The 23,451-nt window shown below is 71.7% G+C and carries 21 protein-coding genes; 8 read left to right on the top strand and 13 right to left on the bottom strand.

The window, feature by feature from the left end; translation table 11 throughout:
- Positions 1–589: 589 nt before the first annotated feature.
- Positions 590–1,618, bottom strand: coding sequence for an ice-binding family protein (locus MTP10_RS41235; RefSeq protein ID WP_310717351.1), 1,029 nt, complete (start codon positions 1,616–1,618; stop codon positions 590–592).
- 243 nt (positions 1,619–1,861) lie between these two features.
- Here MTP10_RS41235 and MTP10_RS41230 point away from each other — a divergent pair, with 243 nt between their 5' ends.
- Positions 1,862–3,121: a nucleotide sugar dehydrogenase gene (locus MTP10_RS41230; RefSeq protein ID WP_310717350.1), complete on the top strand. Its 1,260-nt coding sequence runs from the start codon at positions 1,862–1,864 to the stop codon at positions 3,119–3,121.
- 77 nt (positions 3,122–3,198) lie between these two features.
- On the opposite strand, the gene MTP10_RS41225 is transcribed toward MTP10_RS41230, so the two are convergent.
- From MTP10_RS41225 to MTP10_RS41205, 5 genes are all read right to left on the bottom strand, one after another.
- Complete coding sequence (locus MTP10_RS41225; protein WP_310717349.1) at positions 3,199–5,085, bottom strand: hypothetical protein; 1,887 nt, start codon at positions 5,083–5,085, stop codon at positions 3,199–3,201.
- 112 nt (positions 5,086–5,197) lie between these two features.
- Positions 5,198–6,472 (bottom strand): L-lysine 6-transaminase, encoded by a 1,275-nt coding sequence (gene lat, locus MTP10_RS41220; protein ID WP_310717348.1) that lies wholly within the window; start codon positions 6,470–6,472, stop codon positions 5,198–5,200.
- Positions 6,473–6,546: 74 nt separating this feature from the next.
- Positions 6,547–7,080: an HdeD family acid-resistance protein gene (locus tag MTP10_RS41215; protein ID WP_310717347.1), complete on the bottom strand. Its 534-nt coding sequence runs from the start codon at positions 7,078–7,080 to the stop codon at positions 6,547–6,549.
- A gap of 106 nt (positions 7,081–7,186) precedes the next feature.
- Positions 7,187–7,834: a hemolysin III family protein gene (locus MTP10_RS41210; RefSeq protein ID WP_310717346.1), complete on the bottom strand. Its 648-nt coding sequence runs from the start codon at positions 7,832–7,834 to the stop codon at positions 7,187–7,189.
- Positions 7,835–7,884: 50 nt separating this feature from the next.
- Positions 7,885–9,396, bottom strand: a complete 1,512-nt coding sequence (locus tag MTP10_RS41205) for a penicillin-binding transpeptidase domain-containing protein (RefSeq protein WP_310717345.1) — start codon at positions 9,394–9,396, stop codon at positions 7,885–7,887.
- 72 nt (positions 9,397–9,468) lie between these two features.
- Between MTP10_RS41205 and MTP10_RS41200 the strand changes: the two genes are divergently transcribed.
- Together MTP10_RS41200 and MTP10_RS41195 are read left to right on the top strand one after the other, a co-directional pair.
- Complete coding sequence (locus MTP10_RS41200; RefSeq protein WP_310717352.1) at positions 9,469–10,290, top strand: fused MFS/spermidine synthase; 822 nt, start codon at positions 9,469–9,471, stop codon at positions 10,288–10,290.
- 97 nt (positions 10,291–10,387) lie between these two features.
- Positions 10,388–11,353, top strand: a complete 966-nt coding sequence (locus tag MTP10_RS41195; protein ID WP_310717344.1) for a pirin family protein — start codon at positions 10,388–10,390, stop codon at positions 11,351–11,353.
- 86 nt (positions 11,354–11,439) lie between these two features.
- On the opposite strand, the gene MTP10_RS41190 is transcribed toward MTP10_RS41195, so the two are convergent.
- The 6 genes from MTP10_RS41190 to MTP10_RS41165 all read right to left on the bottom strand — a co-directional run bounded on the left by MTP10_RS41190 (position 11,440) and on the right by MTP10_RS41165 (position 17,907).
- Positions 11,440–12,057, bottom strand: a complete 618-nt coding sequence (locus MTP10_RS41190) for a superoxide dismutase family protein (protein ID WP_310717343.1) — start codon at positions 12,055–12,057, stop codon at positions 11,440–11,442.
- Positions 12,058–12,261: 204 nt separating this feature from the next.
- Complete coding sequence (locus MTP10_RS41185) at positions 12,262–13,122, bottom strand: carbohydrate ABC transporter permease (RefSeq protein WP_310717342.1); 861 nt, start codon at positions 13,120–13,122, stop codon at positions 12,262–12,264.
- 2 nt (positions 13,123–13,124) lie between these two features.
- Complete coding sequence (locus MTP10_RS41180; protein WP_310717341.1) at positions 13,125–14,039, bottom strand: sugar ABC transporter permease; 915 nt, start codon at positions 14,037–14,039, stop codon at positions 13,125–13,127.
- Positions 14,040–14,042: 3 nt separating this feature from the next.
- Positions 14,043–15,482: an N-acetylglucosamine/diacetylchitobiose ABC transporter substrate-binding protein gene (gene ngcE / locus MTP10_RS41175; protein WP_310717340.1), complete on the bottom strand. Its 1,440-nt coding sequence runs from the start codon at positions 15,480–15,482 to the stop codon at positions 14,043–14,045.
- A 191-nt stretch (positions 15,483–15,673) separates the two neighbouring features.
- Positions 15,674–16,888, bottom strand: coding sequence for an aminotransferase class III-fold pyridoxal phosphate-dependent enzyme (locus MTP10_RS41170; RefSeq protein WP_310717339.1), 1,215 nt, complete (start codon positions 16,886–16,888; stop codon positions 15,674–15,676).
- Between the two features lie 71 nt (positions 16,889–16,959).
- Positions 16,960–17,907, bottom strand: a complete 948-nt coding sequence (locus MTP10_RS41165) for a PfkB family carbohydrate kinase (RefSeq protein ID WP_310717338.1) — start codon at positions 17,905–17,907, stop codon at positions 16,960–16,962.
- Between the two features lie 75 nt (positions 17,908–17,982).
- Between MTP10_RS41165 and MTP10_RS41160 the strand changes: the two genes are divergently transcribed.
- Together MTP10_RS41160 and MTP10_RS41155 are read left to right on the top strand one after the other, a co-directional pair.
- Positions 17,983–18,567: a TetR/AcrR family transcriptional regulator gene (locus MTP10_RS41160; protein WP_310717337.1), complete on the top strand. Its 585-nt coding sequence runs from the start codon at positions 17,983–17,985 to the stop codon at positions 18,565–18,567.
- Between the two features lie 63 nt (positions 18,568–18,630).
- Entirely contained in the window at positions 18,631–19,269 is a 639-nt protein-coding gene (locus MTP10_RS41155; RefSeq protein ID WP_310717336.1) for a class II aldolase/adducin family protein, read from the top strand.
- Between the two features lie 27 nt (positions 19,270–19,296).
- Here MTP10_RS41155 and MTP10_RS41150 read toward each other — a convergent pair whose 3' ends face one another.
- A complete protein-coding gene (locus MTP10_RS41150) occupies positions 19,297–20,877 on the bottom strand; it encodes a DUF885 domain-containing protein (protein WP_310717335.1) in 1,581 nt (526 codons plus the stop codon).
- 22 nt (positions 20,878–20,899) lie between these two features.
- On the opposite strand from MTP10_RS41150, the gene MTP10_RS41145 reads away from it, so the two are divergent.
- The 3 genes from MTP10_RS41145 to MTP10_RS41135 all read left to right on the top strand — a co-directional run.
- The gene (locus MTP10_RS41145) at positions 20,900–22,105 is read left to right on the top strand and encodes a DUF4032 domain-containing protein (RefSeq protein WP_310717334.1); all 1,206 of its coding nucleotides are present in this window, start codon (positions 20,900–20,902) and stop codon (positions 22,103–22,105) included.
- Positions 22,106–22,327: 222 nt separating this feature from the next.
- On the top strand, positions 22,328–22,705 hold the full coding sequence (locus MTP10_RS41140) for a roadblock/LC7 domain-containing protein (protein WP_310717333.1): 378 nt from the start codon (positions 22,328–22,330) through the stop codon (positions 22,703–22,705).
- 3 nt (positions 22,706–22,708) lie between these two features.
- Positions 22,709–23,451 (top strand): hypothetical protein (locus MTP10_RS41135; protein ID WP_310717332.1); only part of this gene is annotated, 743 nt, incomplete at its 3' end.

The raw sequence follows: 23,451 nt of genomic DNA, 5'->3' as shown, positions 1-23,451 counted from the left end.
CCTCCCCGGGGGGCTTGTTGCACACCGCACTCTCTCGGCGACAGGGGCGCGGGGGAGGGGGGGGGCAGCTCTGTGAGGTTCCTGCGTGGGAGAGCGACAAAGATTAGGGTTAGGAAGGAGAAAGGGAGGTAGAACAGGGGGAGGGCCGGGGGGGGGGGGGGGCCGCCGGGGGGGGCCCCGGGGGGCCCCCCCCGCCCCCCCCCCCGCCCCGGCCCCGCCGGTCCCGTCGAGCCGGGCCGCCCCTGCGGGCCGCTCGCGCCGTCCTTGCCGGCCGGGCCCACCGGGCCGCGCTCGCCCTCGTGGCCGTGCGGCCCCCGGCGTCCGCGCGGGCCCACCGGACCGGGCCACCTCCGCCCGCACCACGCGCGCCGGCATCCGCAATGGTGCCTGCGGCAGTGCGCGCCCGCCACGGCGCCGCGGCCGTCGGCGCTCACCGGCCGTACGCCGGCCACCCCTCCGGTCATGGCGCCCGTGCCTGCCGCTGCCGCGTCCATGCCGGACAGCCCCCAGGCGGCACAGGCCATCGTCAGCGCGAGCGCCGGCATCCTCATCCCACGAAACACTGCATTCCCCCTGTGTCGGTCAGGTCCTATCGGCGATTGAGCACCTGGTGCTGCACTACGGGGGATTCGCTGGGCTCGAAGTAGACCCATCCCTCGTGGACGGCGCTGCCGCCGTCCAGGTAGACGGCCTGGATCAGGTGCACGCCCCTGGTGAGCTCGTCGGTGGTGAACGTGGCGATGCCCATGCCGTTCAGCTGGGCCGAGCCGAGCTCGGTCGTCCCGTCCCTGAAGACCACCTTGCCGCCCGCGTGGACGCCGTCGAAGGTGCCTTCGACGACGGCGGTGAAGGTGACCGGCTCGTTCAGGCGCGAGGGGTTGGGCGAGGAGGTGAGCGTGGTCGAGGTGGGCGGGCGGACCGGCAGCGTGATGTGGGTGGTGGGCTCCACGTCCGTGCCCGTGAGGGCGACGGAGGTGTCGAGCGAGATCGCCCGCCCCACCATGGCCACGCCCTCGTTCACCACGATCCCGTTGCGGGCCAGGATGTTGCCGCGGAAGGTCGAGAGCGTCCCGAGGCCGACGGTGCCCGCGACCGCCCAGAAGACGTTCTTCTCCTGGGCGCCGTTCACGACGTCGATGTTGCTCACCCGGGCGGTGTCCAGGGTGGTGTCGGCCCGGAAGATGAAGACGGCGTCGGGGTCACCCTCGGCGTCCAGCTTGAGGGTGCCGTCGATCTGGAAGGCGCCGCTCCGGCTCGCGTACACGCCGGGGCCGAGGGTCCGGCCGCCGAGCTGCGAGGGGATCGAGCTGTTGGCCGCCCGCCCCCGTGCCTCCTGGTAGGCGCTCACCGCGTCCGCGTGGGCCCGCGCGGCGTACCCGCCGCCCGTGTGGATGTCGCCCAGCACCTCTCCCGGCGGGAAGCCGGTGACGATCGTGCCGGGGCTGACGCCGATGTCGCCCGCGATCCTGGTCAGGTCCGTGCTGTTGACCGCCAGGCCCGCCATGAGCGCGCAGTCCTCGGCCTCGCCGAGCTCGACGGGCGACTGGCGGGCGTCCGCGGTCCGGGTGGAGGCGGTGAGCAGCCCCATGGCCAGCAGACCCGTCAGCGCAGCGGACAACCATGAACGCGGCGAAAGATTGGCCATGCCCGCAAGTGTGGCGACCGGATCACTCCCGACAGGCCCGGACATCGCGCCGGAGCCATGTCATTGCCAGTCCTTGCCTGCGCCACGACCTTCGCCGCCCGCCGCCTCGCGGGCGCCGCCGCCGACACGCCGGACCTCCGGCCGAATCGGCGGCACGAGATCACCTGACTCCTACAGTCGGGTGATATCTCATCTCGAAACGACGGGGGTCCAGACATGAGAGAGAAACTGGTGGTCGTCGGCCAGGGATACGTCGGCCTGCCGCTGGCGATGCGAGCGGTCGACGCCGGGTTCGACGTCGTGGGGATCGACGTCGACGACTGGCGGGTCAAGCGGCTCAACGCCGGGGAGTCGTTCGTCGAGGACATCGGCGACGACCAGGTGGCCGCCGCGCTGAGCTGCGGACGCTACCTCGCCAGCACCGACTACGCCGACGCCGCGGGCTTCGACGTGTGCGTGATCACCGTGCCGACGCCGCTGTCCGAGGGCGCCCCCGACCTCTGCCACATCGCCTCGGCCGGCCGGTCCATCGCCCCGCTGCTGCGGCCGGGCGCCACGGTGGTCCTGGAGTCGACCACCTATCCCGGCACCACCGAGGAGTACCTGCTGCCGATCCTGGAGGACGGCTCGGGACTGCGCGCGCCCGAGGACTTCCTGCTGGGCTACAGCCCCGAGCGGATCGACCCGGGCAACGCCGTCTGGCGCCTGGACAACACGCCGAAGGTCGTCTCCGGCCTGGACGAGACCTCGCTGGAGCGCATCCAGGGCTTCTACCGGCGCGTCGTGGACCAGGTCGTGCCGGTGTCGTCGCTGCAGGTGGCGGAGCTGTGCAAGCTGCTGGAGAACACGTTCAGGCACGTCAACATCGCCCTGGTCAACGAGCTGTCGATCTTCGCCGAGCAGCTCGGCATCGACGTCTGGGAGGCCATCGACGCCGCCTCGACCAAGCCGTTCGGCTTCATGCGCTTCACGCCCGGTCCCGGCGTCGGCGGGCACTGCCTGCCGATCGACCCGTCGTACCTGTCGTGGAAGGTCAAGCGGAGCCTCGGGCACAACTTCCGGTTCGTGGAGCTGGCCAACGACATCAACGACCACATGCCCGACCACGTCGTGAACCGGCTGATGCTGGCGCTCAACCAGCGCGGCAAGGCGCTCAACGGCAGCCGGGTGGTCGTGCTGGGACTGGCGTACAAGAAGAACGCCGGCGACTGCCGCGAGTCGCCCGCGATCGAGGTGGTCAGGGCGCTGCACAAGCTGGGCGCCCGCGTGCGGGCCGCCGACCCGCACGCGGCGGACTGCCGGCTGCCGGCGGGCATCGAGATCGTCGAGGCCACGCGCCGGGAGCTGGCCGAGGCGGACGCGGTCCTGGTGCTCACCGACCACGACGACTTCGACTACGAACTGGTGCGGGAGGTCAGCCCGTACGTCTTCGACACCCGCAACCGCTGCCGGGGGCCGAACGTCGAGGTGCTGTAGAGCCCGGCCCGCGCGTGAGGCCCTCCGGAGTCCTTCCGGAGGGCCTCACTCATGTCCCGGTGCTCACGTCCCGGTGCTCACGTCCCGGTCTGCCGGGCCGGTGCGACCGGGCCGGGCAGCACCTGGCCGAGCCGGGCGGCCGGCGTGCCCGCCGCCGTCACCAGCACGAGCGCCAGCGCCCAGACGCGCGGGCGCGGCAGACCGGCCGCCCCCAGCAGGGCCGCCACCGCCAGCACCACTCCGGCCAGCGTCAGGTACGGCAGGTACAGGGCGAGCTCCCCACCGCCCGGCCGCAGCGGGACGTGGACGCCGAAGACCCAGCGGACCGCGCAGGCCGCCGCCACCCCGGCCAGCGCCGCGCACAGCCCGGCCCTGAACGAGACGCCCGCCTTCCTGATCACGCAGCCGAGCCCGTAGACCGCGGCCATCGCCAGGTACGGGCAGGCCGCCTGGAGGTAGTCCCCCTGTGCCTGGTACGGGTCGCCGAGCAGCAGCAGCGCCCCCAGCCCGGCCGCGCCCATGCCGAGCGCCAGCACGACCGGCGGGCGCGCCAGCAGCCGGGGCCGCCGCAGCAGCCCGAGCACGCCGCACCAGGGGATCGCCCCGCACAGCAGGCAGAGCGCGGTGACGCCGGCCAGCGACGACACCGGAGCCTCGGCCGGGTCCCCCGCGCCGGTCAGCCCGGCCCAGGACGCCCGCACGAACGCCAGCGGCTGCACGGCCGTCCCCTGCCAGGCGTCGCCCAGGAGGGCTGCCTGCGCCGCGAGCGCGCACGCCGCCAGCCCGAGGGCCGCGGTGGCGCGGCGGGGCAGCGAGAACCACTTGACCGCCTCGACCGTCACGACCGCCAGCAGCCCGGCCGCCAGCAGCGGCACATACACGGCCTTGGCCCCGGCCAGGGCGGCGAGCAGCACGGCGAACATCAGCCACACGCCCCGCCGCGACGCCCGGTCGCCGAACAGGTCGAGCAGCAGCACGACGAGGGGCGCGAACAGCAGCGCGCCGAAGGTCTGCGCGGGCATGGCCCACTCCTGCGCGGGCGTCCAGGTGAGGAGACCGGCGGCCGTCCCCGCGTACAGGCTGGGCGCCGTCACGAACGCGGCGGCCGTCAGGGCGGCCAGCGCCTGACGGCGCGAGCCGGTGAAGCGGCGGCCCGCCATGCCGAGCAGCACGACCAGCGCGGCCAGCATCGGCAGCGGGGCCAGCCGGAAGAGCAGCACGGACGGCTCCACGCCGGTGATCCAGCTCGCGGCGGCGAGATGGGCGTGCACGAACCAGTCGTGGCCGAACGGCCCGCCACCCGGCCCGTGGCTGATCAGCCGGTCGATCATGTCCAGGTGAGGCAGGGCGGCGACCGGCGCCGCGCCCCGCGGTCCGGCGATCGGGTGGGCCGCGAAGTAGCCCACGGAGATCCACAGGGTCAGGCCGATCACGGCCAGCGCGAGGCACCACGACCACCACAGCGGGGCCTTGGGCCGGCGGGTCACCCTGCAGTGGGCGCGCAGCCGCGGCACCGCGGCGAACAGCGCGTAGGTGCCCATCGGCCAGGCGGCCACCAGCAGCGGCGCGCCCGCCGCGCGGGCGGGCAGGTAGCACAGGACTTCGGCGGCGTAGCCGAGCGCCAGGCCCAGGGCCAGCTCCTCGGGCAGCGTGTGCGGGCGCCGGTAGAGGACGCGGACCCAGAGCAGGCCGGGCAGGGCCAGGCCGAGCGCGGCGTAGAGGGTGAAGACGCCCAGGTCGGAGATGGGGACGCCGTGGAACCCGAGGACCGCCCCGACACAACCGGCCACGGCCACCGCCGGCAGCCACGCGGACGGCCGCAGCGAGGGCGGGGCCGTGGGGGGCGCGCCTTCCGTGAGGGGGTCGGGGGCGAGAGGCGCTGAACGCGGAAAGGGTGGAGCTTCGGCCATGCGGGCAAGCCTGACGACGTCCAGGCCCCCGTCGGCGCGGGAAAGCCGACCCACGGCGATGTCCTTGCCAATCCTTGCCGGTTTTCGGGGAAGGCCGGGAACGACGCCTCACGCGCGCGGCGCGTCAGGCGCGGGCTGTCAGGCGCGGGGTGTCAGGCGCGGGGTGTCAGGCGTCCAGTGCCGTGGCGATGGCGCGCAGGCCGTGGTCCAGCTCGCCCTCGGTGATGTTGAGCGCCGGCCGCAGCCGCACCGAGCGCGGCCCGCACGACAGCACCAGCACGCCCTGGTCCTCCCGCAGCCGGGAGACGAGGGCGTCCCTGCTCTGCCGGTCCGGCAGGTCGAAGGCGCACATGAGACCGCGCCCCCGCACGCCGGACAGCACGTCGGGCCGCTCGGCCTGCATCTTGGTCAGTCGCTCGACCACCAGCGCGCCGAGCCGCCCGGCGCGCGGCATCAGGCCGTCCCGCTCGACGATCTCCAGCAGGGCGCGGGAGCGGACCATGTCGACCAGGCCGCCGCCCCAGGTCGAGTTGATCCTGCCGCTGACCTGGAAGACGTTGTCCGGCACCAGGTCCACCCTGCGGCCCGCCATGATGCCGCCCACCTGCACCTTCTTGGCGAAGGCCACGATGTCCGGCGCGAGGCCGAGCTGCTGGTAGGCCCAGGGCGTGCCGGTGGTCCCGCCGCCGGTCTGCACCTCGTCCAGGACGAACAGCGCGTCGTACTCGTGGCACAGGCGCTGCATGGCCTGGAGGAACTCGGCGCGCATGTGGTTGTCGCCGCCCTCGCCCTGGATGGGCTCGGCGATGAAGCAGGCGATGTCGTGCGGATGCCGCTCGAAGGCGGCTCGCGCCTGCTCCAGCGCGCGGGCCTCCGCCGCCTCCACGTCGCCGAGGTGCGCGGCCGGCACGTCGATCCGGGGCCAGGCGAACTTGGGGAAGCGGTCGGTCTTGCCGGGCTCGGTGTTGGTCAGGCTGAGGGTGTAGCCGCTGCGCCCGTGGAAGGCCCGGGTCAGGTGCAGCACCTGGGTGCCGAGGTCGGCGGATCGCCCGGCGGCCTCGTTGCGGCGGCTCTTCCAGTCGAAGGCCGTCTTCAGGGCGTTCTCGACGGCCAGGGCGCCGCCCTCGACGAAGAACAGGTGGGGGAGCTCGGGGTCGCCGAGGACGCGGGTGAAGGTCTCCACGAAGTCGGCGAGGTGCTCGGTGTACATGTCGGGGTTGGCGGGCTTGTTGCGCGCGACCCGGCCGAGCAGCTCGGCTGTCTCGGGGTCGAAGGACGGGTTCACGCCGAGCGGCGCCGAGGCGAAGAAGGTGTAGAAGTCCAGGTAACGGCGGCCGTCGCGGGCGTCGACGAGCCAGGAGCCCCGGCTGCGGTCGAGGTCGAGCACGAGGCGGTAGCCGTCGACGAGTAGGTGGCGGGCGAGGCGGGCGTGTACGTCCATGATTCCTCCACAACGAACCAACAGGACATACTTCCCCGCCCATATCCCCATTCATCCGGAAATTTTCTGGAAATCTACGCCGCAGGCTGAAGTTTCTTCACACGGAACGAGAGCACGATCATCGCTATGCCGTACACGATGGCGAAGACTCCGACCAGCCAGATCAGCGTGAGCAGCCCGGCGCCCGGCCAGATCAGCAGCAGCACGCCGAAGATGACCGAGAGGATGCCACCGATGATGAGCATCCACTCGTTGTCGACGACCTTGCGCAGCTGGATGCCGGCCACGATCTCGGTGATGCCGGCGAAGATGGCCCAGAAGGCCACGACGTACAGGAGCGCCAGCGACGTGATGCCCGGCCACAGGAACGCCACGATGCCGGCCAGGACGCCGAGGATGCCGGAGATGATGAGCCAGGCCCGGGACTGAGCGTTGTGCCGGGCGCCGGCGAAGATCGCGAAGATGCCCTCCACGATCGCGTAGGCGCCGAAGAAGATCACCACTATGAGCAGCGTCTTCCCCGGCCAGATGAGCGCGAGGATGCCGAAGATGAGGGCGGCTATGCCCCGGATGAGGATCAGCCACCAGATCCGCGCGATTTGCTCCATGTCGGTCTCTTCTCCAGAAAGATCCCGAAAGCAGACCACCGTCCGGTCAAAAGTCGGCGATCCACCGCCCACCGATCTCCACGCTCCGCACCGGCCCGGCCGGAGATCACATCTGGGCGTAGACGACGATCGACACCGCGATGTACTGCACCAGGTAGGCGGCGATGGTGCAGGCGTGGAAGACCTCGTGGTAGCCGAACCAGCGGGGCGACGGGTCGGGGCGGCGCAGGCCGTACACGATGGCGCCGGCACTGTAGAGGACGCCGCCGACGGCGATCAGCACCACGGCGGCCGGCCCCGCGCCCTCCAGGAGCTGCGGCATCACGAAGATCGCCGTCCAGCCGAGCACCAGGTAGAGGGCCGTGTAGAGCCAGCGCGGCGCGCCGATCCAGCACACCCGGAACACCACGCCGGCCAGCGCCCCGCCCCAGATGACCGACAGCACGGCCACCCGCGCGGCGCCGGTGAGCGCGAGCAGCGCGAACGGCGTGTAGGTGCCCGCGATGATCAGGTAGATGTTGGCGTGGTCGAAGCGGCGCAGCACCTCGGCCAGGCGTGGCCCCAGCGTGCCGCGATGGTAGGTGGCCGAGATGCCGAACAGCAGACCCGAGGTGATCGCGTAGATCGCCGCGGCCAGGCGGGCCTGGAGGGTGGGGCCCAGCGCCACGAGCACGAACCCGCCGACCAGGGTCACGGGCAGCGCTCCGGTGTGCAACCAGCCACGCAGTCTGGGCTTCATGGTGACCGTCGTCATGAAACCTACGGTACCGTAGGTTACAGCCCATTCGGCTACAGATCTTTCGGCTACAGCCCGTTGAGGAAGCGGGAGGTGATCGGCAGCGCGGCCGTCCGCCCCGCCCCGCCGTGCCGGACGAAGACGCAGAAGGCCAGGTCGTCGCGGTAGCCGATGAACCAGCCGTGATCGGCGCCGTCGATCGTCTCGGCCGTCCCCGTCTTGCCCGCCACCCCCGTCGGCAGGCCCGCCCCGCTCGCCGTCCCGTGGTCCACGACCGCCGCCATCATGCCGCGCAGCGCGTCCACGATCCCCGCGTCGAGCTCGACCGGCTTGGGCGGTGGCCCCTCCAGGCGCCGCACCTCCTTCTCGGGCAGCAGTCGCGGCGAGCGCCAGGTGCCGCTCTGCACGGCGGCGGCGACCGCCGCCATGCACAGCGGGGTGGCCTGCACCGAGCCCTGGCCGATGGCGTCCGCGCCGAGCCAGTCGGTGTCCTCCGGCTCCTCCATCGTGCCGCAGGTGCCGCCCGCGCCCGTGGGCAGCGACCTGCCGAACCCCCACTGCCCGGCCGTCGCGAGCAGGTCGCCGGCCGCCAGACGGGTGGTGACCTGCTCGACGAACGTGGTGTTGCACGACAGGGCGAAGGCGTCGGTGAAGCTGACGGTGCCGTGGTCCTCGAAGCCCGCGTTGTGGAACGAGCGGTGCAGGGGGATCTGGTAGTCGCCCGGGCAGGACAGCTCGGCCGCCGGGTCGAGGCCGCTCGCCAGCAGGGCCGCCGCGGTGATCGTCTTGAACGAGGAGCCGGGCGGGAACAGGTCGTCGAAGGCGCTGTGGCCGTCGCCCAGGCGGTCGGCCACCGCCAGCACCTCGCCGGTGCTCGGCCGCAGCGCGACGATCGCGGCGTCCTCGACCCCGTCCAGGGCCCGTGCCGCCGCCGCCTGCACCGGCCGCGACAGCGTGGTGCGCTGGACCACCGGGTCGAGGGCGTGCGTCAGCAGCCGCCGTTCCGGCTGTCCGGGCGCGGCGGCGACCAGAGCGCGTCCGCCGGACGCGACGGCGAACTCCGGCGCGAGCCGTTCGAGATAGGCGTCGGCGTAACTGTCGTGCGGAATCCTGTCGCCCTCGCTGGTGAGGAACTCCGCCTTCACGTCCTCCAACTCGACGATCTTCAGGGTGCCGCCGCCGGCGAGCAGCGGGTGCAGCGTCTCGGGACTCCACAGGACCTTCCATGTCCTGTCCCGCACGGCCAGCCGCAGCGTGCCCGCGAACGGCCACGCCCCGAACTCCCGCAGCGTGCGCGTCCCGGTGAACGGCACCTCGGCCGTCCCCTCCCCCGTGCTCTTCAGCGCCCCCGGCCGCAGCTCGATCTTCTGGACGTGCAGCTCCTCGCTGAAAATCAGGTGGCGGGAGACGAAGTCGGAGGGCGCCTGGTAGACCAGGCGGGCCATGGCCCGCACGTCCCCCTCCCGCCAGGCCTCGAAGTAGGAGTCGGCCGCCTGCCCGGCCGTGCCCCGCACCCGGGCGGCCGAGGCGACCGCGAAGCCGTACGCGCCCAATATCGCCAGAACCGCGACGGTAAGCACGATCAGCCTTCTTCGTCGCATACGGTGTTCTCCCAGGGAGGCAGCAACGTGGCACGAGCACAGCGCGAACCGATGCCCGGCCTGTATCCGGTCACCTTCGGCGAGATCGAACTGCTCCGGGATCTGGACAGGCCGGACGGCTGGGTACTGTCCAAGGATGGCGTACCGCAGTCTTATGTGGACCTACAAGACCCCACATATCTGGAATTCGAGTACGTGCAGCTCATGGCGGATGTCATCGACGTGCTCCCGGAGGGGCCGCTGAGCTGCGTCCACGTGGGCGGCGGTGCCTGCACGATCCCCCGCTACGTGGCCACCACCCGCCCCGGCTCCCGCCACATCGTCGTCGAGCCCGACGGGCTGCTCGTCAACCTGATCCGCGAGCAGCTCGACCTGCGCTCGGTGCCGCGCCTGAAGGTGCTCGTCATGGACGGCCGCGAAGGGGCCGCCCGGGTCTGGGACGCCTCGGCCGACCTGGTCGTGCTGGACGCGTTCGCCGGGGCGACCATGCCGGTCGAGCTGGCGACGGCCGAGTACATGGACGACCTCGCCCGGGTGCTGCGGCCGTCGGGCACGCTGCTCGTCAACCTCGCCGACGGCAAGGGCCTGGCCTTCGCCCGGCGGCTGGCGGCCACGGTGCAGGGCACGTTCGGCCACGTGGCCCTGCTGTCGGAGCCGGGCGTGCTGCGCGGGCGGCGCTTCGGCAACCTCATCCTGGCCGCCTCACGGACGGCCCTGCCGCTCGATCTCCTCACCCGCCGCGCCGCCGGCGGCCTCACGCAGGCGCGATGCCTGCACGGGGACGCGCTGACCCGGTTCGTCGCCGGGGCGGCGCCCATCAGGGACGGCGACCCGGTCCTCGCCCCGGTCCCGCCTCCGGCCGTCTTCGGCTGACCCACCGCACCGCCGATCCACGGCTCGTCACGCCCGCGGAATAGTTGAAACTTGCACTGAGTTGAGGGGGGCACAACGCCACGCGAAGGAGCGCGAGATGCCAGCCGTAACCGTCGAGAACCCGCTCGCCCTGCCGCGCCTGCCCCGGCCGGACGGCGCCAGGCCCGAGCGCAAGGTGCTCGCCGTCGAGACCGCGCCCAGCGGGTTCGAGGGCGAGGGCTTCCCCGTCCGCAAGGCGCTCGCCACCATCAAGCCGGAGTACCTCGACCCGTTCGTGATGATGGACCAGATGGGTGAGATCGACTACGCGGCCGGAGAGCCCAAGGGCACCCCGTGGCACCCGCACCGGGGCTTCGAGACCGTCACCTACATGATCGACGGTGTGATCGACCACCTCGACTCCAACGGCGGTGGCGGCACAATCACCAACGGCGACACGCAGTGGATGACGGCCGGAGCCGGCATTCTGCACCAGGAGGCGCCGCCGGAGTGGCTGGTCCAGCAGGGCGGGCTGTTCCACGGCATCCAGCTCTGGGTCAACCTGCCGGGCGCCAAGAAGATGATCGCGCCGAAGTACCAGGACATCGGGGCGTCCAGCGTCGCGCTGCTGAGCAGCGACGACGGCGGCGCGCTGGTGCGGCTGATCGCCGGTGACCTGGCGGGCCACGCCGGCCCCGGCAGCACCCAGACGCCCATCACGATGCTGCACGCCACGATCAGCCCCGGGGCCCGGCTCACGCTGCCGTGGCGCAAGGACTTCAACGCCCTCGTGTACGCCCTGTCGGGCCGCGGCACCGTCGGTGCGGAGCGGCGGCCGCTCGCGAGCGGCCAGCTCGCGGTGTTCGACGGGTTCGGCGACCGGCCCGGGCGCACCACGGCTGGCGAGTCGATCACGATCACGGCCAAGGACGCGCTGGACGTCATCGTCCTGGGCGGGGAGCCGATCGGGGAGCCGGTGGCCCACTACGGGCCGTTCGTCATGAACACGCACGCCGAGCTGGTTCAGGCCTTCGAGGACTTCCAGGCCGGCCGCCTCGGCACCGTCCCGGCCGGACACGCCTGACCGCCGGCCGCCGATCAGCGACCACCGGCCGCCGCCCGAGGATCGGGTGGCGGCCGGCGCGGTGCAGCGCGGAGTGGCGCGGCGGCTCAGCCCAGGGTGAGGCAGGCGACGCGCGCGCCCGCCTCGCCGGCCTGGGGCCCGCTGGCGGTCGTCTGCTTGGCGTGGATCACCAGCGAGTGCGGCCGGTGGCCCGGGGAGAACGTCCACGCGTTGCGCGCGGTGGCGCGACCGGCGCCCGTGGAGTCGGTGGTGAAGTCGAGCCAGACCTCGTTGGCGGCGCTGGCCTCGCCCTTCTCGTGCTGGTAGTGCGGGCCCGAGTCGTCGGGCTTGGCGCCGCACGGCTTGGTGTGGAGATGGGCGCCGTAGGCGCGGTCGGGCAGCAGGCCCTCGACGACGAGCGAGGACAGCGTCTGGCCGCTGGACGACTCGACGGTGACGCTGGCCCGCCCCCCCTGGGGGGCCAGCTTGCGGTCGTAGACGATGGCGCGCTTGCCGTCCTGCGTGAAGTCGCCGCTGGAGGCCAGCGAGCCCGACTTGTCGGACGCGCCGCGGTGCCCGCCCTCGGGGCTGGGCGCCGGCGACGGCGTGTGCGCCGCCGCCTCCTGGGCCGGAGTGTCCTGGGTCTGGGCGGTGCCGGCCTGACCGGCCGTGGTGGGTGCACAGCCTGCCGCCAGAACGGCGAGCAGCACTATGGGAACGGGCATGCGCATGGAAAACCCCCGGGGTGGTGACAAAGGATCGCGTCACGAGCGGGTACGGCCGGCTCGTGGAGGGCCACCACTCTAGCGGGTGACCGAGTGGCTACGCACAGTGTTCGCCGACGATCCCGTCGATGAGGGCGGCCGGCGCGAAGTCCGTCTCGGTCAGGGCGTTTTTGTCATGCGTGGTGAGGGCCGGATGGTGTTCGGTCATTTGAGGGCGCCGGCGCCGAGGCCCGACTGGATCTGACGCTGGAAGATGACGTAGACCACGAGCACCGGCAGGATCGCCATGCTGACCGCGGCGAACAGGCCGGGCCAGTCGGCCTCGTAGCCGGCCAGCGTGGAGATGTCGGCGATGCCCTGGGTGATCACCCAGTCGTCCCGGTCGCGGGCGAGCAGGACGAGGGGCAGCAGGTACTGGTTCCACTGGCCGAGCACGTTGAAGATCGTGATGCTGACCAGGCCGGGCCGGGCCATGGGCACCATGATCTGGAAGAACGTGCGGGTGTGCGAGGCGCCGTCGATGCGGGCGGCCTCGGCGACGGTCTCGGGCAGCGTGCGGAAGAACGCCGCCAGGAAGAAGATTGTGAACGGCAGCGAGTACGCGATGTAGACCAGGATGATCCCGGTGTGCGTGTACAGCAGCCCGACCCGCTTGACCACGAAGAACAGCGGTCCCAGCGCCAGGAACACCGGGAAGGCCATGCCGGCCGTGAAGTAGTAGTAGATCATCCGGCTGCCCGGGAACCGGTAGCGCGCGAGCACGTACGCCGCCATCGACCCGAAGAGCATCGTCCCGAGCGTGCTGAAGAACACGACGATGACGGTGTTCACCAGGTACTGCCCGATGTGCGCCTTGCTCCAGGCCCGTCCCCACGCGCCGAGCCGCAGCTCGCCGGGGAGCTGGAGCGCGTCGCCGAAGATCTCGGTGTTGCTCTTGAACGACGCCAGGAACGTCCACAGCAGCGGCGCGATGATCAGCACGGCCCAGATGACGAGCGCGAGGTGGGACAGCCCGCCGAGCACGCCCGGCCGCGGCCTGCCGGAGCGAGGGGGTTGCGGTGCCATGGTCAGGGGTCGATCCTCTCCCGGCGGGTGGTGCGCAGCGTCAGCACCGCGAACGTGACGGTCAGGAAGAACAGCGCCACCCCCATGGCGGAGGCGTAGCCCACCTTGGAGTAGGAGAAGGCCGTCTTCCAGATCTCGATGGGCAGCACGGTCGTGGCGCCGTCGGGCTCGCCCTTGTCCCCCGCCAGCACCTGGATGAGCGCGAACCCGTCGAAGGCCGCGATGCCCAGGTACACCCAGCCCACCTGCACGGTGTCGCGCAGCAGCGGCAGGGTGATCGAGAAGAACAGCCGGATCCGCCCGGCCCCGTCGAGGGCCGCCGCCTCGAAGTAGTCCTTCGGGATGGCGGCCATCCCGGCCGAGAACAGCACCACGTAGAAGCCGACCGCCTGCCAGACCATCACCGCCATGATCGACCAGAGCGCGAGGCGCGGCTCGATCAGCCAGCCGACCGGCTCCATCCCGAGCTTGACCAGCGCGCCGTTGATCACCCCGCTCTCGTCCGGCCGGTAGACGGCCTTGAACAGCACCCCGACCACGGCGACGGCGAGCACCTGCGGGATGAAGAACACGACCCGGTAGAACCCCGAGCCGGGCACGCCCGTCATGCCCGCGCCGCGCGACCCGCCGCCCAGGTTGAGCAGGAACGCGAAGAACAGCGCGATCACGATGGTCGCGATCGGCAGCGCCAGCAGCAGGATGCCGTGGTTGCGCAGGGCCCGCCAGAACACCTCGTCCCCGAGCAGGCGGCCGAAGTTGTCCAGTCCGACGTAGTTCAGGCGCGAGGAGATGCCGTTCCAGTCGGTCAGCGAGATCTGGAACGCCTGCACGTACGGGCTGATGACGAAGACCGTGTACAGGACGATCGGGACGGCGAGGAATCCGGCGACGAAGCCGTATGTGCGCCACCGCTCCATCGGCTACTGGCCCCGCATCTGCTTGGGGACGGAGCCGTCCTTGCGTACCTTGTCCGCCTTGTCCTGCATCTTGGCGCAGAACTCCTCCGGGGTGATCCGACCGGCCATGACCACGTTGATCTGCTCGGTGCCGTAGTCGAACAGCTCCTTGTACCAGCCCTCGAAGCGCGCGTCGGTGATGATGTTCTGGCCGGCGGCGTCCTGGGCCTTGGCGGCGCTGCGCAGGCCGGGGGTGAGGTCGAGTCCCTCGGCGGCGCCGTTCACCACCGTGAGGTTCTGGGTCTTCTCGGTGAAGCCCCGGGCGCCGTCCTTGGAGAGCATGACCCGCAGGTACTCCAGGCCGCCCTGCGGGTTCTTGCCGCGGGCCGCGACGAAGAAGTTCTCGCCGACGCCGACCTGGATCGCGCCGTACGGCATCTTGTCGGCCGCCGTCACGTCCGGGACGGGGGCGATGGCGTACTCGAAGCCGTCGGGCTTGTCCTTGGCCATCTCGTTCTCGATCCAGGAGCCGACCGGGTAGAAGAGCAGCTTGTCCTGCAGGTGCTTGACCTGGGTCTGGGTGTGGTCGAGGCCGAAGTACGCCTTGTCGCCGTACTTCGCCTGGATGTCCGCCCAGGCGGCGACGGCCTGCTTGACCGGGTCGGCCTTCCAGGCGTTGTCGATCAGGTTGTCGATGTCGATGAGCACCTGGTTGCCGCCGATCTTGGCGGCCGTGTAGAGGACGTTCCAGAGCTGGTAGTACGGCCCCTTCTGCCCCGGATAGGCGAACAGCAGGATGCCCTCGGCCTTGGCCGCCTCGCCCAGGGCCGTGAACTCGGCCCACGTCCTGGGCGGCGTCCACCCCTTGGCGGCGAACAGCTTGGCGTTGTACCACAGGGCGCGGTGGGAGACCGTGTAGTTGAGGACGAGGTCCTTGCCGTCGATCTTGGCGTTGTCGATGACGGCCGGGGTGACGACGTCGCGGATCTTCTTGGCGGGGTCGTCGATCGAGGGGGCGTCGAACAGGGCCGTCAGGTCGGCCAGGTGCCCCTGCTTGGCCAGTGCCACCAGGTCGAGGGCCTCGGGGCCGGAGTTGTTGACCACGTCGGGCACGTCGCCGCTGACGAACAGCGGGCGGAGCTGGGTGCCGATCTGCTGGGTGGCGTTGTGCTCGACCGCCGCGCCGGGGAACTCCTTCTTGTACAGCGCCTCGTGGACGTCCTTGGCGTACGCGTCGCCGTAGCCGCCGCTGAAGATGGTGACCTTCAGCGGCTTCTTGGCGTCCACCCCGAACGGGTTCGCGGGGCTCGTGGAGCCGGTGGCGGAGGTGACGGGCGCGGCCGGCTCCTCGGCGCCGCCGGTGGCGCAGCCGCCCAGCAGGCCCGCTCCGGGCCCCACGATCAGCGCCGTCATGCCGATGCGCCGGATGAGCTGCCGTCGGGTGATCTCTCCGGGGTGGGTCATGGGGGCTCCTGGAGGGCAATTAGGAAAGTTTCCTAAACGTTTGCCCGAACGTACGGACGGCCTCCGAGCTGCGTCAAGGGGTCGCCATCGAGACGTGACCCTGCCGTGACCCCGTGGCGCCCGGATGATCCCAGGACAGCATCGTCCACCACCGGCGAGAAGGGCAAGAGCCGCGAACCGCCCGAGACCGGTCAGCCCAGGTGGGCGCGGGTCTCGGCGAAGGCCAGGTCCGTCCCTTCGAGGGCGCGGGCCACGTCCTCCTCGGTGTGGGCGGCCGACATGAACCAGTTGTGCCACGGATGGAGGTAGACCCCGTGCCGCAGGCAGGCGTCGCTCCAGTACAGGGCCGTGGACAGGTCGGCGTCGCCGTCGAAGCTGAGCCACGGGATCGTCACCGGGCCCGTCTGGTTCACCGTGAAGCCGTGCGCCTTGGCCTGCGCGTACAGCCCCTCGCGCAGCCGCGTGCCGGCGCGCTCCATCGCGGCGATGCCGTCCTCGTCGCGCAGCGTCTCGATCGTCGCCTTGGCCGCGGCCATCGCCACCGCCGAGAACCAGAACGAGCCCGTCGAGTACAGGGTCTGGGCCGCGCCGCGCAGCGCGTCGGTGCCCGTCACGGCGGCGATCGGGTAACCGTTGGCCATGGCCTTGGACCAGGCCGTCAGGTCGGGGCGCACCCCGTACGGCTCCCACGATCCGCGCAGGTCAACCCGGAACCCGGCCCGCACGTCGTCGATCACCAACGCGGCCCCGAGCCGGTCGGCCAGCGCCCGCGCGCCCCTGGCGAAGGCGGGCTCCACCAGCTCCTGGTCCTCGAACGAGTCATGCTTGAACGGCGTCACGATGATCGCCGCCACGTCGCCCTCGACGGTCGCCGCCGCGGCCTCCAGCGACTCCAGCGAGTTGTAGGCGAACTCCACCAGGTCGGCGCGCTCGTTCGGGGTGGTGCCGGCGGTCGACGGCGTGCACCACGGGTCGGCGCCGTGGTAGGCGCCGTGCGCCATGAGCACCTTCGTGCGGCCGGTCGCCGCGCGGGCCACCATGAGCGCCTGCGTGGTGGCGTCGGTGCCGTTCTTGGAGAACATCGCCCAGTCCGCGCTGGGGACCAGGTCCACCAGCAGCTCGGCCAGCTCCACCATGACGGGGCCCGGCCCGTTCAGGCAGTCGCCCTGGGCGAGCTGCCGGGCCGCGGCCTCCTCCACGCGCGGGTGCCGGTGGCCCAGCACGACGGGGCCCCAGCTGCACATGAAGTCGATGTACTCGCGGCCGTCCACGTCCCACTGCCGGCAGCCTTCGCCGCGCTCGAAGAACTGCGGGTAGCCGGGGGCGAAGATGGCGGCGTTGAGGTGGCCGTACATGCCGCCGGGGACGACTTTCAGCGCCCGCGCGCGCAGCTCGGCGTCTTTCATCGGTCAGGCCTTCTCTCGGATCGTCGGGACACGCGTCAGGACGCGCTTCGGGGCACGCCTCAGGGCATGTCTCAGGACAGCAGGGCGAGCGTGGAGTCGAGGTCGGTGATGCCGGCGTCGGAGCCGAGGCCGGTGGCGACGCGGGCGGCGGCGGCCGTCCCCCAGCGGGCGGCGCCCAGCACGTCCTGCCCGTGCAGCAGGCCGGTGACGAAGCCGGCGCAGTACGCGTCACCGCAGCCCGTCGTGTCGGAGACCTCGACCTTCAGGGCCGGCACGTGCTCGACGCCGTCGGCGGTGGCGACGAGGCTGCCGTCGCCGCCGAGCGTGACGATCACCCCGCGCGGTCCGTCGGCCAGCAGCTCCAACGCCGCCTCGGCCACGTCCCCGCCGTCACCTTCGACGCCGTCGCCGTGCTCCAGCCCGGCCATGAGCAGCGCCTGCGACTCGTTGGGCAGCACGTAGTCCACGTGGGGCAGGAACACCCTGGCCATGCCCAGCAGGTCGGGCAGCTCCGACAGCAGATCCATCGTCACGACGGTCCCGCCCGCGCGGAGCGAGTCGAGCAGCTCGAAGAACCGCGGATCGCCCAGCCCGAACGTCACGTCCATCCCGCCCAGGTGGACGGCCCGCGCCCCGCGCAGCGCCGCCACGTCGAGGTCGGCGAGCGTCACGCCGAGGTTGGCGCCGGGCACGTGGAAGCTGGGCCGGCCGCCGTCCGGCCTGATCGGCAGGATCGACGCGGCCGTCTGCTCCCCCGGCCTGCGCACCAGGCGCGAGGCGTCCACGCCGCGCTTGGCGAGCACCGCCAGCAGGAAGTCACCGAGCTCGTCGTCGCCGACGGCGCCCATGGTGACGACCTGGTTGCCCAGCTTGACCAGGTCCACGGCGGTGCCGGCGGCGGCGCCCGCGGCGGTCAGGCGGATCTGGTCCACCAGCACGGTGTCCTGGCCCTCGGGGATGCGCTCGACGGGCCTGGCGAGGATGTCGACGATGTGGACGCCGACGGTGACGACGGTCATGGTCTAAATAGACAGACGTCCGAATAAAAAGTCAATATGCTGGGAGCGGTACGACGCACGAAGGGGGACGACGCCTTGCCGAAGATCGTTGACCACGACGAGCGCCGGCGCGAGCTGCTGTCGGCGGCCCGCCGGGTGATCGTCCGGGACGGCATCGACGCCGCCACCACGCGTGCCATCGCCAAGGAGGCGGGCTACTCCAACGGCGTGCTCGCCCACTACTTCACCGACAAGGACGAGATCCTGCTGTCGGCGCTGCGCCAGTCCCATCAGCGCATCCGCGACCGCATCACCGGCAGGGTGGACGGCGTCACGGGGCTCGCGGCGCTGCGCGAGGTGCTGCTGGACAACCTGCCGCTGGACGCCGAGCGCACCCAGGAGACGCGCCTGGAGGTCAGCTTCTGGAGCCGCAGCCTGGCCGCCGAGCGGCTGGCGGAGGTCCAGCGCGCCGAGGGCGGGGAGCTGCGCGCGGCGGTGCGGACCCTGCTCGCGCAGGCACGCGAGGCGGGCGAGCTGACCACCGAGGACAACCTGGACGACGTCACGGAGCACCTGCTCGCCCTGGTGGACGGCCTGAGCCTGCACCTGCTCCTCTACCCCGGCCGCCTGACGCGGGTGGATCTCGAACGCCTCATGCTCACCCACCTCGACCGCCTCTGACCTCTTCCTCGCGGCCTCCGTTCAGCGTTGATGTATTTCGGACGACCGACTACATTGCCGCTCATGAGCCCCCGTGAGCAGCTGTGCGCGTACGGCAGGCGCGCCGTCGAGCTTGGCCTGGTGATCGGCACCTCGGGCAACCTGAGCGTCCGCCAGGGAGATCTGGTCGCCGTCACCCCGTCGGGCGTGGCGCTGGACCGGCTCACTCCCGAGATGTGCCCGGTCGTGGACGTCGAGGGACACCTGGTGGAGGGCGACCTCCAGCCGTCGTCGGAGACCCCGATGCACCTGGCCGTCTACGCGAGCACGCAGGCCCAGGCGGTGGTCCACACGCATTCGGTGTTCGGCACGGTGGTGGCGACCACGATGACGGAGCTGCCGCCGATCCACTACAACGCGCTGCTGCTCGGCGGCACGGTCCGTGTCGCCCCCTACGCCACGTACGGCACGCCCGAGCTGGCCGGGCACGTGCGTGAGGCGCTCGACGGCCGGCAGGCGGCGCTGATGGCCAACCACGGCGGGGTGACCATCGGCGCCACGCTGGAGCAGGCGTTCGAGGCGACCAGGCTGCTGGAGTGGCTGTGCGAGGTGTACGTGCGGGCGCTCGGGGTGGGACGGCCGGCCGTCCTCACGCCCGAGCAGCTCGACGCGGTGGTGGAGCGGGCGTTCGACCCGCCCGTGTTCCCGCGCCGGCCCGCCTGAGACCGGCGCCGGAACAGGGCATGGGACTCAGCTTCGCGGGGCTCCGGTGACGGCCTTCTCCGCCAGGCCGAGCGGCAGGCCGCCCGAGCCGGCGATCAGGTCGTGGAACGCCTTCGGGGAGCCCTCGTACGACTGCCTGATGCGGTCGATCTCGATGGCGCCCGTCAGGTACGACGGCGCCTGCGTGGGCCAGGCGCAGTAGCGGCTGACCTCGCCCTGGGCCGTCCCCGGCGTGAGCGACGCCTTCGTGGACATGAACTCCTCGGCCTGCTCGATCGTCATGTCGTCGCAGTGCAGCGCGGTGTCCACGACCATCCGGGCGGCCCGGAAGATGCGGCAGTCCAGGTGGGCCAGCTCGGTGGCGGGGGTGTCGAAGTAGCCCTCCTCGTGCAGGACCTTCTCCACGTACAGGGCCCAGCCCTCGGTGAAGTACGGCGTGCGGAACACCTTGCGCGCCGTCCGGGGGTTGCCGGCCATGTGCGACAGGTGCCAGTGGTGGCCCGGGTACGCCTCGTGGACGGCGATCGAGGGCATCTGGGCCCGCGAGTTCGTGCGCAGCCGCTGCCGCACCTGCTCCTCGGTGAAGCCGTCCGGGGTGTACGGCACGAAGAACACGCCGGTGCGCGAGCTGGTCAGCGGCGGCGGGGCCAGGTAGTGGGCCACGGCCAGGATGGGCCGGGTGTACTCGGCCGACGGCAGGACCAGGCACTCCTCCCCCTCGGGGAAGGTGACCAGGTCGCGCTCACGGACGAACTCCCGCGCGCGCAGCGTCTCGGCCTCGTACTCGGCGCGCATGTCCGCCAGCGTCGGCGGGTGGTCGTCCATGAGCGACTCCATGGCGGCCCGCCAGTCGGTGGTGCCGTTGACGCCGCGCGCCACCTCGCGCATGCGCTCGTCGAGCGCCGCCCAGGCGGCCTTGCCCTTCTCGTGCAGCTCGGGCGCGCCGTACCCGAGCATCTCGCGCTCGCGCAGCAGCGTGGAATACAGGCGCTCGCCCATCCGCCACGTGCCGCCGCACTCGAAGCCCTCCAGGAACGTGACCAGCTCGTCGAAGGCGCGGCCGGCGGGCTTGGCGGCCTCGGCGAGCCGGGCCCGCGCGTCGGCGTCGGCGACCATGGCGGGCACGGTCTCGGTGAGGAACCTGCGGCCGGTCCGGGCCTGCCCGAGCGCCCGCTGCACCAGGAGGGGGGCGGCGAGGTCCGGGTCGAGGTTGGCGCGGCAGGCGGCCAGCACGCCGGGCACCTCGGCCAGCCGCGAGACGGCGGCGGCGACCAGCTCCGGTTCGGGCTTGAGGCGCTGCTGGAACGGGGTGTAGAGGGCGTTGAAGATCGGAGCGAGGTACGCGGCCGGGTCGCGGCGCCACTCCGGCCAGGCGGCGAGCGCCACCGAGCCTCTCAGCTGGGAGACGACGAGATCTCTGTCGATCTCGTCGTCCAGGGTCGGGGTCTCCGTCGCGGACAGCCGTGCCAGCCAGGCTTCTTCCTCGCGGGCGCGGGCGGTCCAGGCCTCGGCGGAGAAGTCGCCGAGTGTGTGGTCGTAGCCGTCGGCCCCCAGGTTGCTGGCGATGACCGGACGACCGGAAAAGTACCATTTGAGAAACTCGTCCACTGCCGCACAATATCCTGTAGAAATGCCCCTGCAGATCACCGGCGCGCTTGATGATCCTGACCTCATCGGCCTTCCCTGGGACCGCCCACTGGCGGAGTGGCCCCAGCACCACCTCGTCGACCTCCCCCGAGGCATCTCCCGGCACATCGTCCGCTTCGCCCGGCTCTCCGGCAAGGTGTACGCGATCAAGGAGATCAGCGAGCGGTACGCCCGCCGCGAGTACCAGCTCCTCTGGGACCTGGCCCGGCTGGACGCCCCCTCGGTGGAGCCGGTCGCCTACGTCACCGGCCGGGACGAGGGCCTGGACGCGGCGCTGATCACCCGGCACCTCCAGTTCTCGCTCCCCTACCGGGCCGTCATGTCCGGCACGCTGCGGCCCGACACGCTGACCCGGCTGCTCGACGCGCTGGCCGTGCTGCTCGTACGACTGCACCTCAACGGGTTCTACTGGGGCGACTGCTCGCTGTCCAACACGCTGTTCCGCCGGGACGCCGGGGCGTTCGCCGCGTACCTGGTGGACGCCGAGACCGGCGAGATGCACCCGATGCTCAGCCAGGGGCAGCGGCTGGCCGACATCGACGTCGCCCACACCAACATCTTCGGCGAGATGCTCGACCTGGAGGCCGGCGGCCTGCTGCACCCGTCGGTGGACCCGATGGAGACGGCCGAGGACATCGTCACGCGCTACCACCGGCTGTGGGAGGAGATCACCCAGGACGAGATCATCGAGGAGGTCGACTGGCACCGGGTGGAGCAGCGGATCCGGCGGCTGAACCTGCTCGGCTTCGACGTGGCCGAGATGATGGTGCGGCGCAAGGTCGGCACCGGCCGGCTCATCGTGCGGCCCAAGGTGGTCGACGCGGGCCACCACCAGCGGCGCCTGCTCCGCCTGACCGGCCTCGACGTGGAGGAGAACCAGGCGCGGCGGCTGCTCAACGACCTCGACGGCTTCCGCGTGGCCAAGGGCCTGCGGCACGAGGACGAGGCCATCGTGGCGCACCGGTGGCTGGCCGAGGTGTTCCAGCCGACGATCGACTCGCTGCCGGCCGGCCTGCGGGCCAAGCTCGACCCGGCGCAGCTCTTCCACGAGGTCCTCGACCACCGGTGGTACCTGTCGGAGGAGGCGGGCGCGGACGTGGGGCTGGCGACCGCCGTGAAGTCGTACATCGAGAACGTCCTCGTCCACAAGCCGGACGAGGCAGCCGTCCTCCCGGACGAGCCCGCCTGAGCCTCCGATCTCGGCCCTGACCTGCGAAAAGGCGAAGAATATTCGCCTAAGTCATCCTCAATACGGATAACTCGGAGAAAGCTGCGCCGCGGTGGGGTTTTTCTCCTTCCGCGCCGTATAGCTTTCGTACCGCTGCCGACCGGCTCCGCTGCGTGACACCGGCGCGCTCCTACGCTGTCCCAGTCTTCAAGACGAGTCTTCGGGACGGCGAGGGGAGGATCCGTGCTCGGGCTGGACGACTGCCTGACCGAGGTCATGGCCATACCGGGCGCGCTGGACGCCATGCTGCTCGACCAGACCAGCGGCATGGCGGTGGCGGCCAGCGGCGCGCCCGAGGGCGTCGACACCGAGCACTCCGCCGCCGCCCTGACCGAGACGCTCCGCGCCACCGTGGACGGCCTGGCACGCTCCTGCCCCGGCGACACGGTCCGCATCGACGACATGCTCGTCACCACCGACCGCGGGCACCACCTGCTCAGGCTGATGGAGACCGTGTTCGAGGGGCCGCTGGTCATCTACGTCCGCCTCGACCTGGAGCGCTCGAACCTCGCGCTCGCGCGCCACCGCCTGCGGGACATCTCCGGCCGGCTGCTGGCCTGACCCATGGGGACCCTCGACACGCTGCTGGCGAGCCTCGCCAACGACCGTCCCACCGGCGCGCTGCGCGTCGGCCGGACCGGCACCGTCTTCCTCGACGAGGGACGGATCACGTACATGGAGTGCGCCCAGACGCCCGGCGTCGAGCGGCTGCTGGCCGCGCGCGGCCGGATCCCCGAGGCCGAGCTGCGCCGCCTCCAGGCGGACGGCGGCTGCGAGCGGCTGCTCGCCGAGGGCCCGGTCACGCTCGGGGAGCTCCAGTATTGCGTGCTGGGCGCCGTCCTGGACGCCGCGTTCTTCCTCCTGCCGGCCACGGGGACGCGGCCGAAGTTCCGGCCCGGCGAGCGGCACTGGCTGGGCGGCCGGTGGTACTTCGAGGTGTCCGGGCTCGTGCGGGAGTGCGCCCGCCGCCGGGCGCACCTGGCCCGGATCTGGCCGTCCGCCGACGTGGACACCGCTCCAATACAGCCCGCGCCCCGGCTTCCTGGGCAGGGGGTGACGCTCAGCGCCGTCCAGTGGGAGGTCGTCACCCGCGCCGACGGCGAGGCCGCGCCGCTGGACCTGGCCCGGCGGCTGGGCCGCTCCGGGTACTCGGTGCTGCTGGCCGTACGGCGGCTGGCGGCGGCCGGGCTGCTCGCGCCCGCCGGACCCACAGACTGGAACAGCACAAGTTTGAACCCCAGCTACAGCAAGGAAATCCGTAAGCTGCCCTCTGCCTGCGAAACAATCATCGACACCTGCATTTCCTG

The sequence above is a fragment of the Nonomuraea sp. 3-1Str genome (genome assembly GCF_031570565.1).
GTDB lineage: Bacteria > Actinomycetota > Actinomycetes > Streptosporangiales > Streptosporangiaceae > Nonomuraea.
The sequence above is the reverse complement of the archived record's forward strand: the minus strand, read 5'-3'. Positions and strand labels throughout refer to the sequence as shown.

Bases quoted from the DNA above. Each gene is read 5' to 3' on its own strand.
- MTP10_RS41230 (WP_310717350.1), top strand. From the start codon at position 1,862: ATGAGAGAGAAACTGGTGGTCGTCGGCCAGGGATACGTCGGCCTGCCG.
- lat (WP_310717348.1), bottom strand. From the start codon at position 6,472: ATGGACGTACACGCCCGCCTCGCCCGCCACCTACTCGTCGACGGCTAC.
- MTP10_RS41215 (WP_310717347.1), bottom strand. From the start codon at position 7,080: ATGGAGCAAATCGCGCGGATCTGGTGGCTGATCCTCATCCGGGGCATA.
- MTP10_RS41210 (WP_310717346.1), bottom strand. From the start codon at position 7,834: ATGACGACGGTCACCATGAAGCCCAGACTGCGTGGCTGGTTGCACACC.
- MTP10_RS41200 (WP_310717352.1), top strand. From the start codon at position 9,469: ATGCCCGGCCTGTATCCGGTCACCTTCGGCGAGATCGAACTGCTCCGG.
- MTP10_RS41195 (WP_310717344.1), top strand. From the start codon at position 10,388: ATGCCAGCCGTAACCGTCGAGAACCCGCTCGCCCTGCCGCGCCTGCCC.
- MTP10_RS41190 (WP_310717343.1), bottom strand. From the start codon at position 12,057: ATGCCCGTTCCCATAGTGCTGCTCGCCGTTCTGGCGGCAGGCTGTGCA.
- MTP10_RS41185 (WP_310717342.1), bottom strand. From the start codon at position 13,122: ATGGCACCGCAACCCCCTCGCTCCGGCAGGCCGCGGCCGGGCGTGCTC.
- MTP10_RS41180 (WP_310717341.1), bottom strand. From the start codon at position 14,039: ATGGAGCGGTGGCGCACATACGGCTTCGTCGCCGGATTCCTCGCCGTC.
- ngcE (WP_310717340.1), bottom strand. From the start codon at position 15,482: ATGACCCACCCCGGAGAGATCACCCGACGGCAGCTCATCCGGCGCATC.
- MTP10_RS41170 (WP_310717339.1), bottom strand. From the start codon at position 16,888: ATGAAAGACGCCGAGCTGCGCGCGCGGGCGCTGAAAGTCGTCCCCGGC.
- MTP10_RS41165 (WP_310717338.1), bottom strand. From the start codon at position 17,907: ATGACCGTCGTCACCGTCGGCGTCCACATCGTCGACATCCTCGCCAGG.
- MTP10_RS41155 (WP_310717336.1), top strand. From the start codon at position 18,631: ATGAGCCCCCGTGAGCAGCTGTGCGCGTACGGCAGGCGCGCCGTCGAG.
- MTP10_RS41145 (WP_310717334.1), top strand. From the start codon at position 20,900: ATGCCCCTGCAGATCACCGGCGCGCTTGATGATCCTGACCTCATCGGC.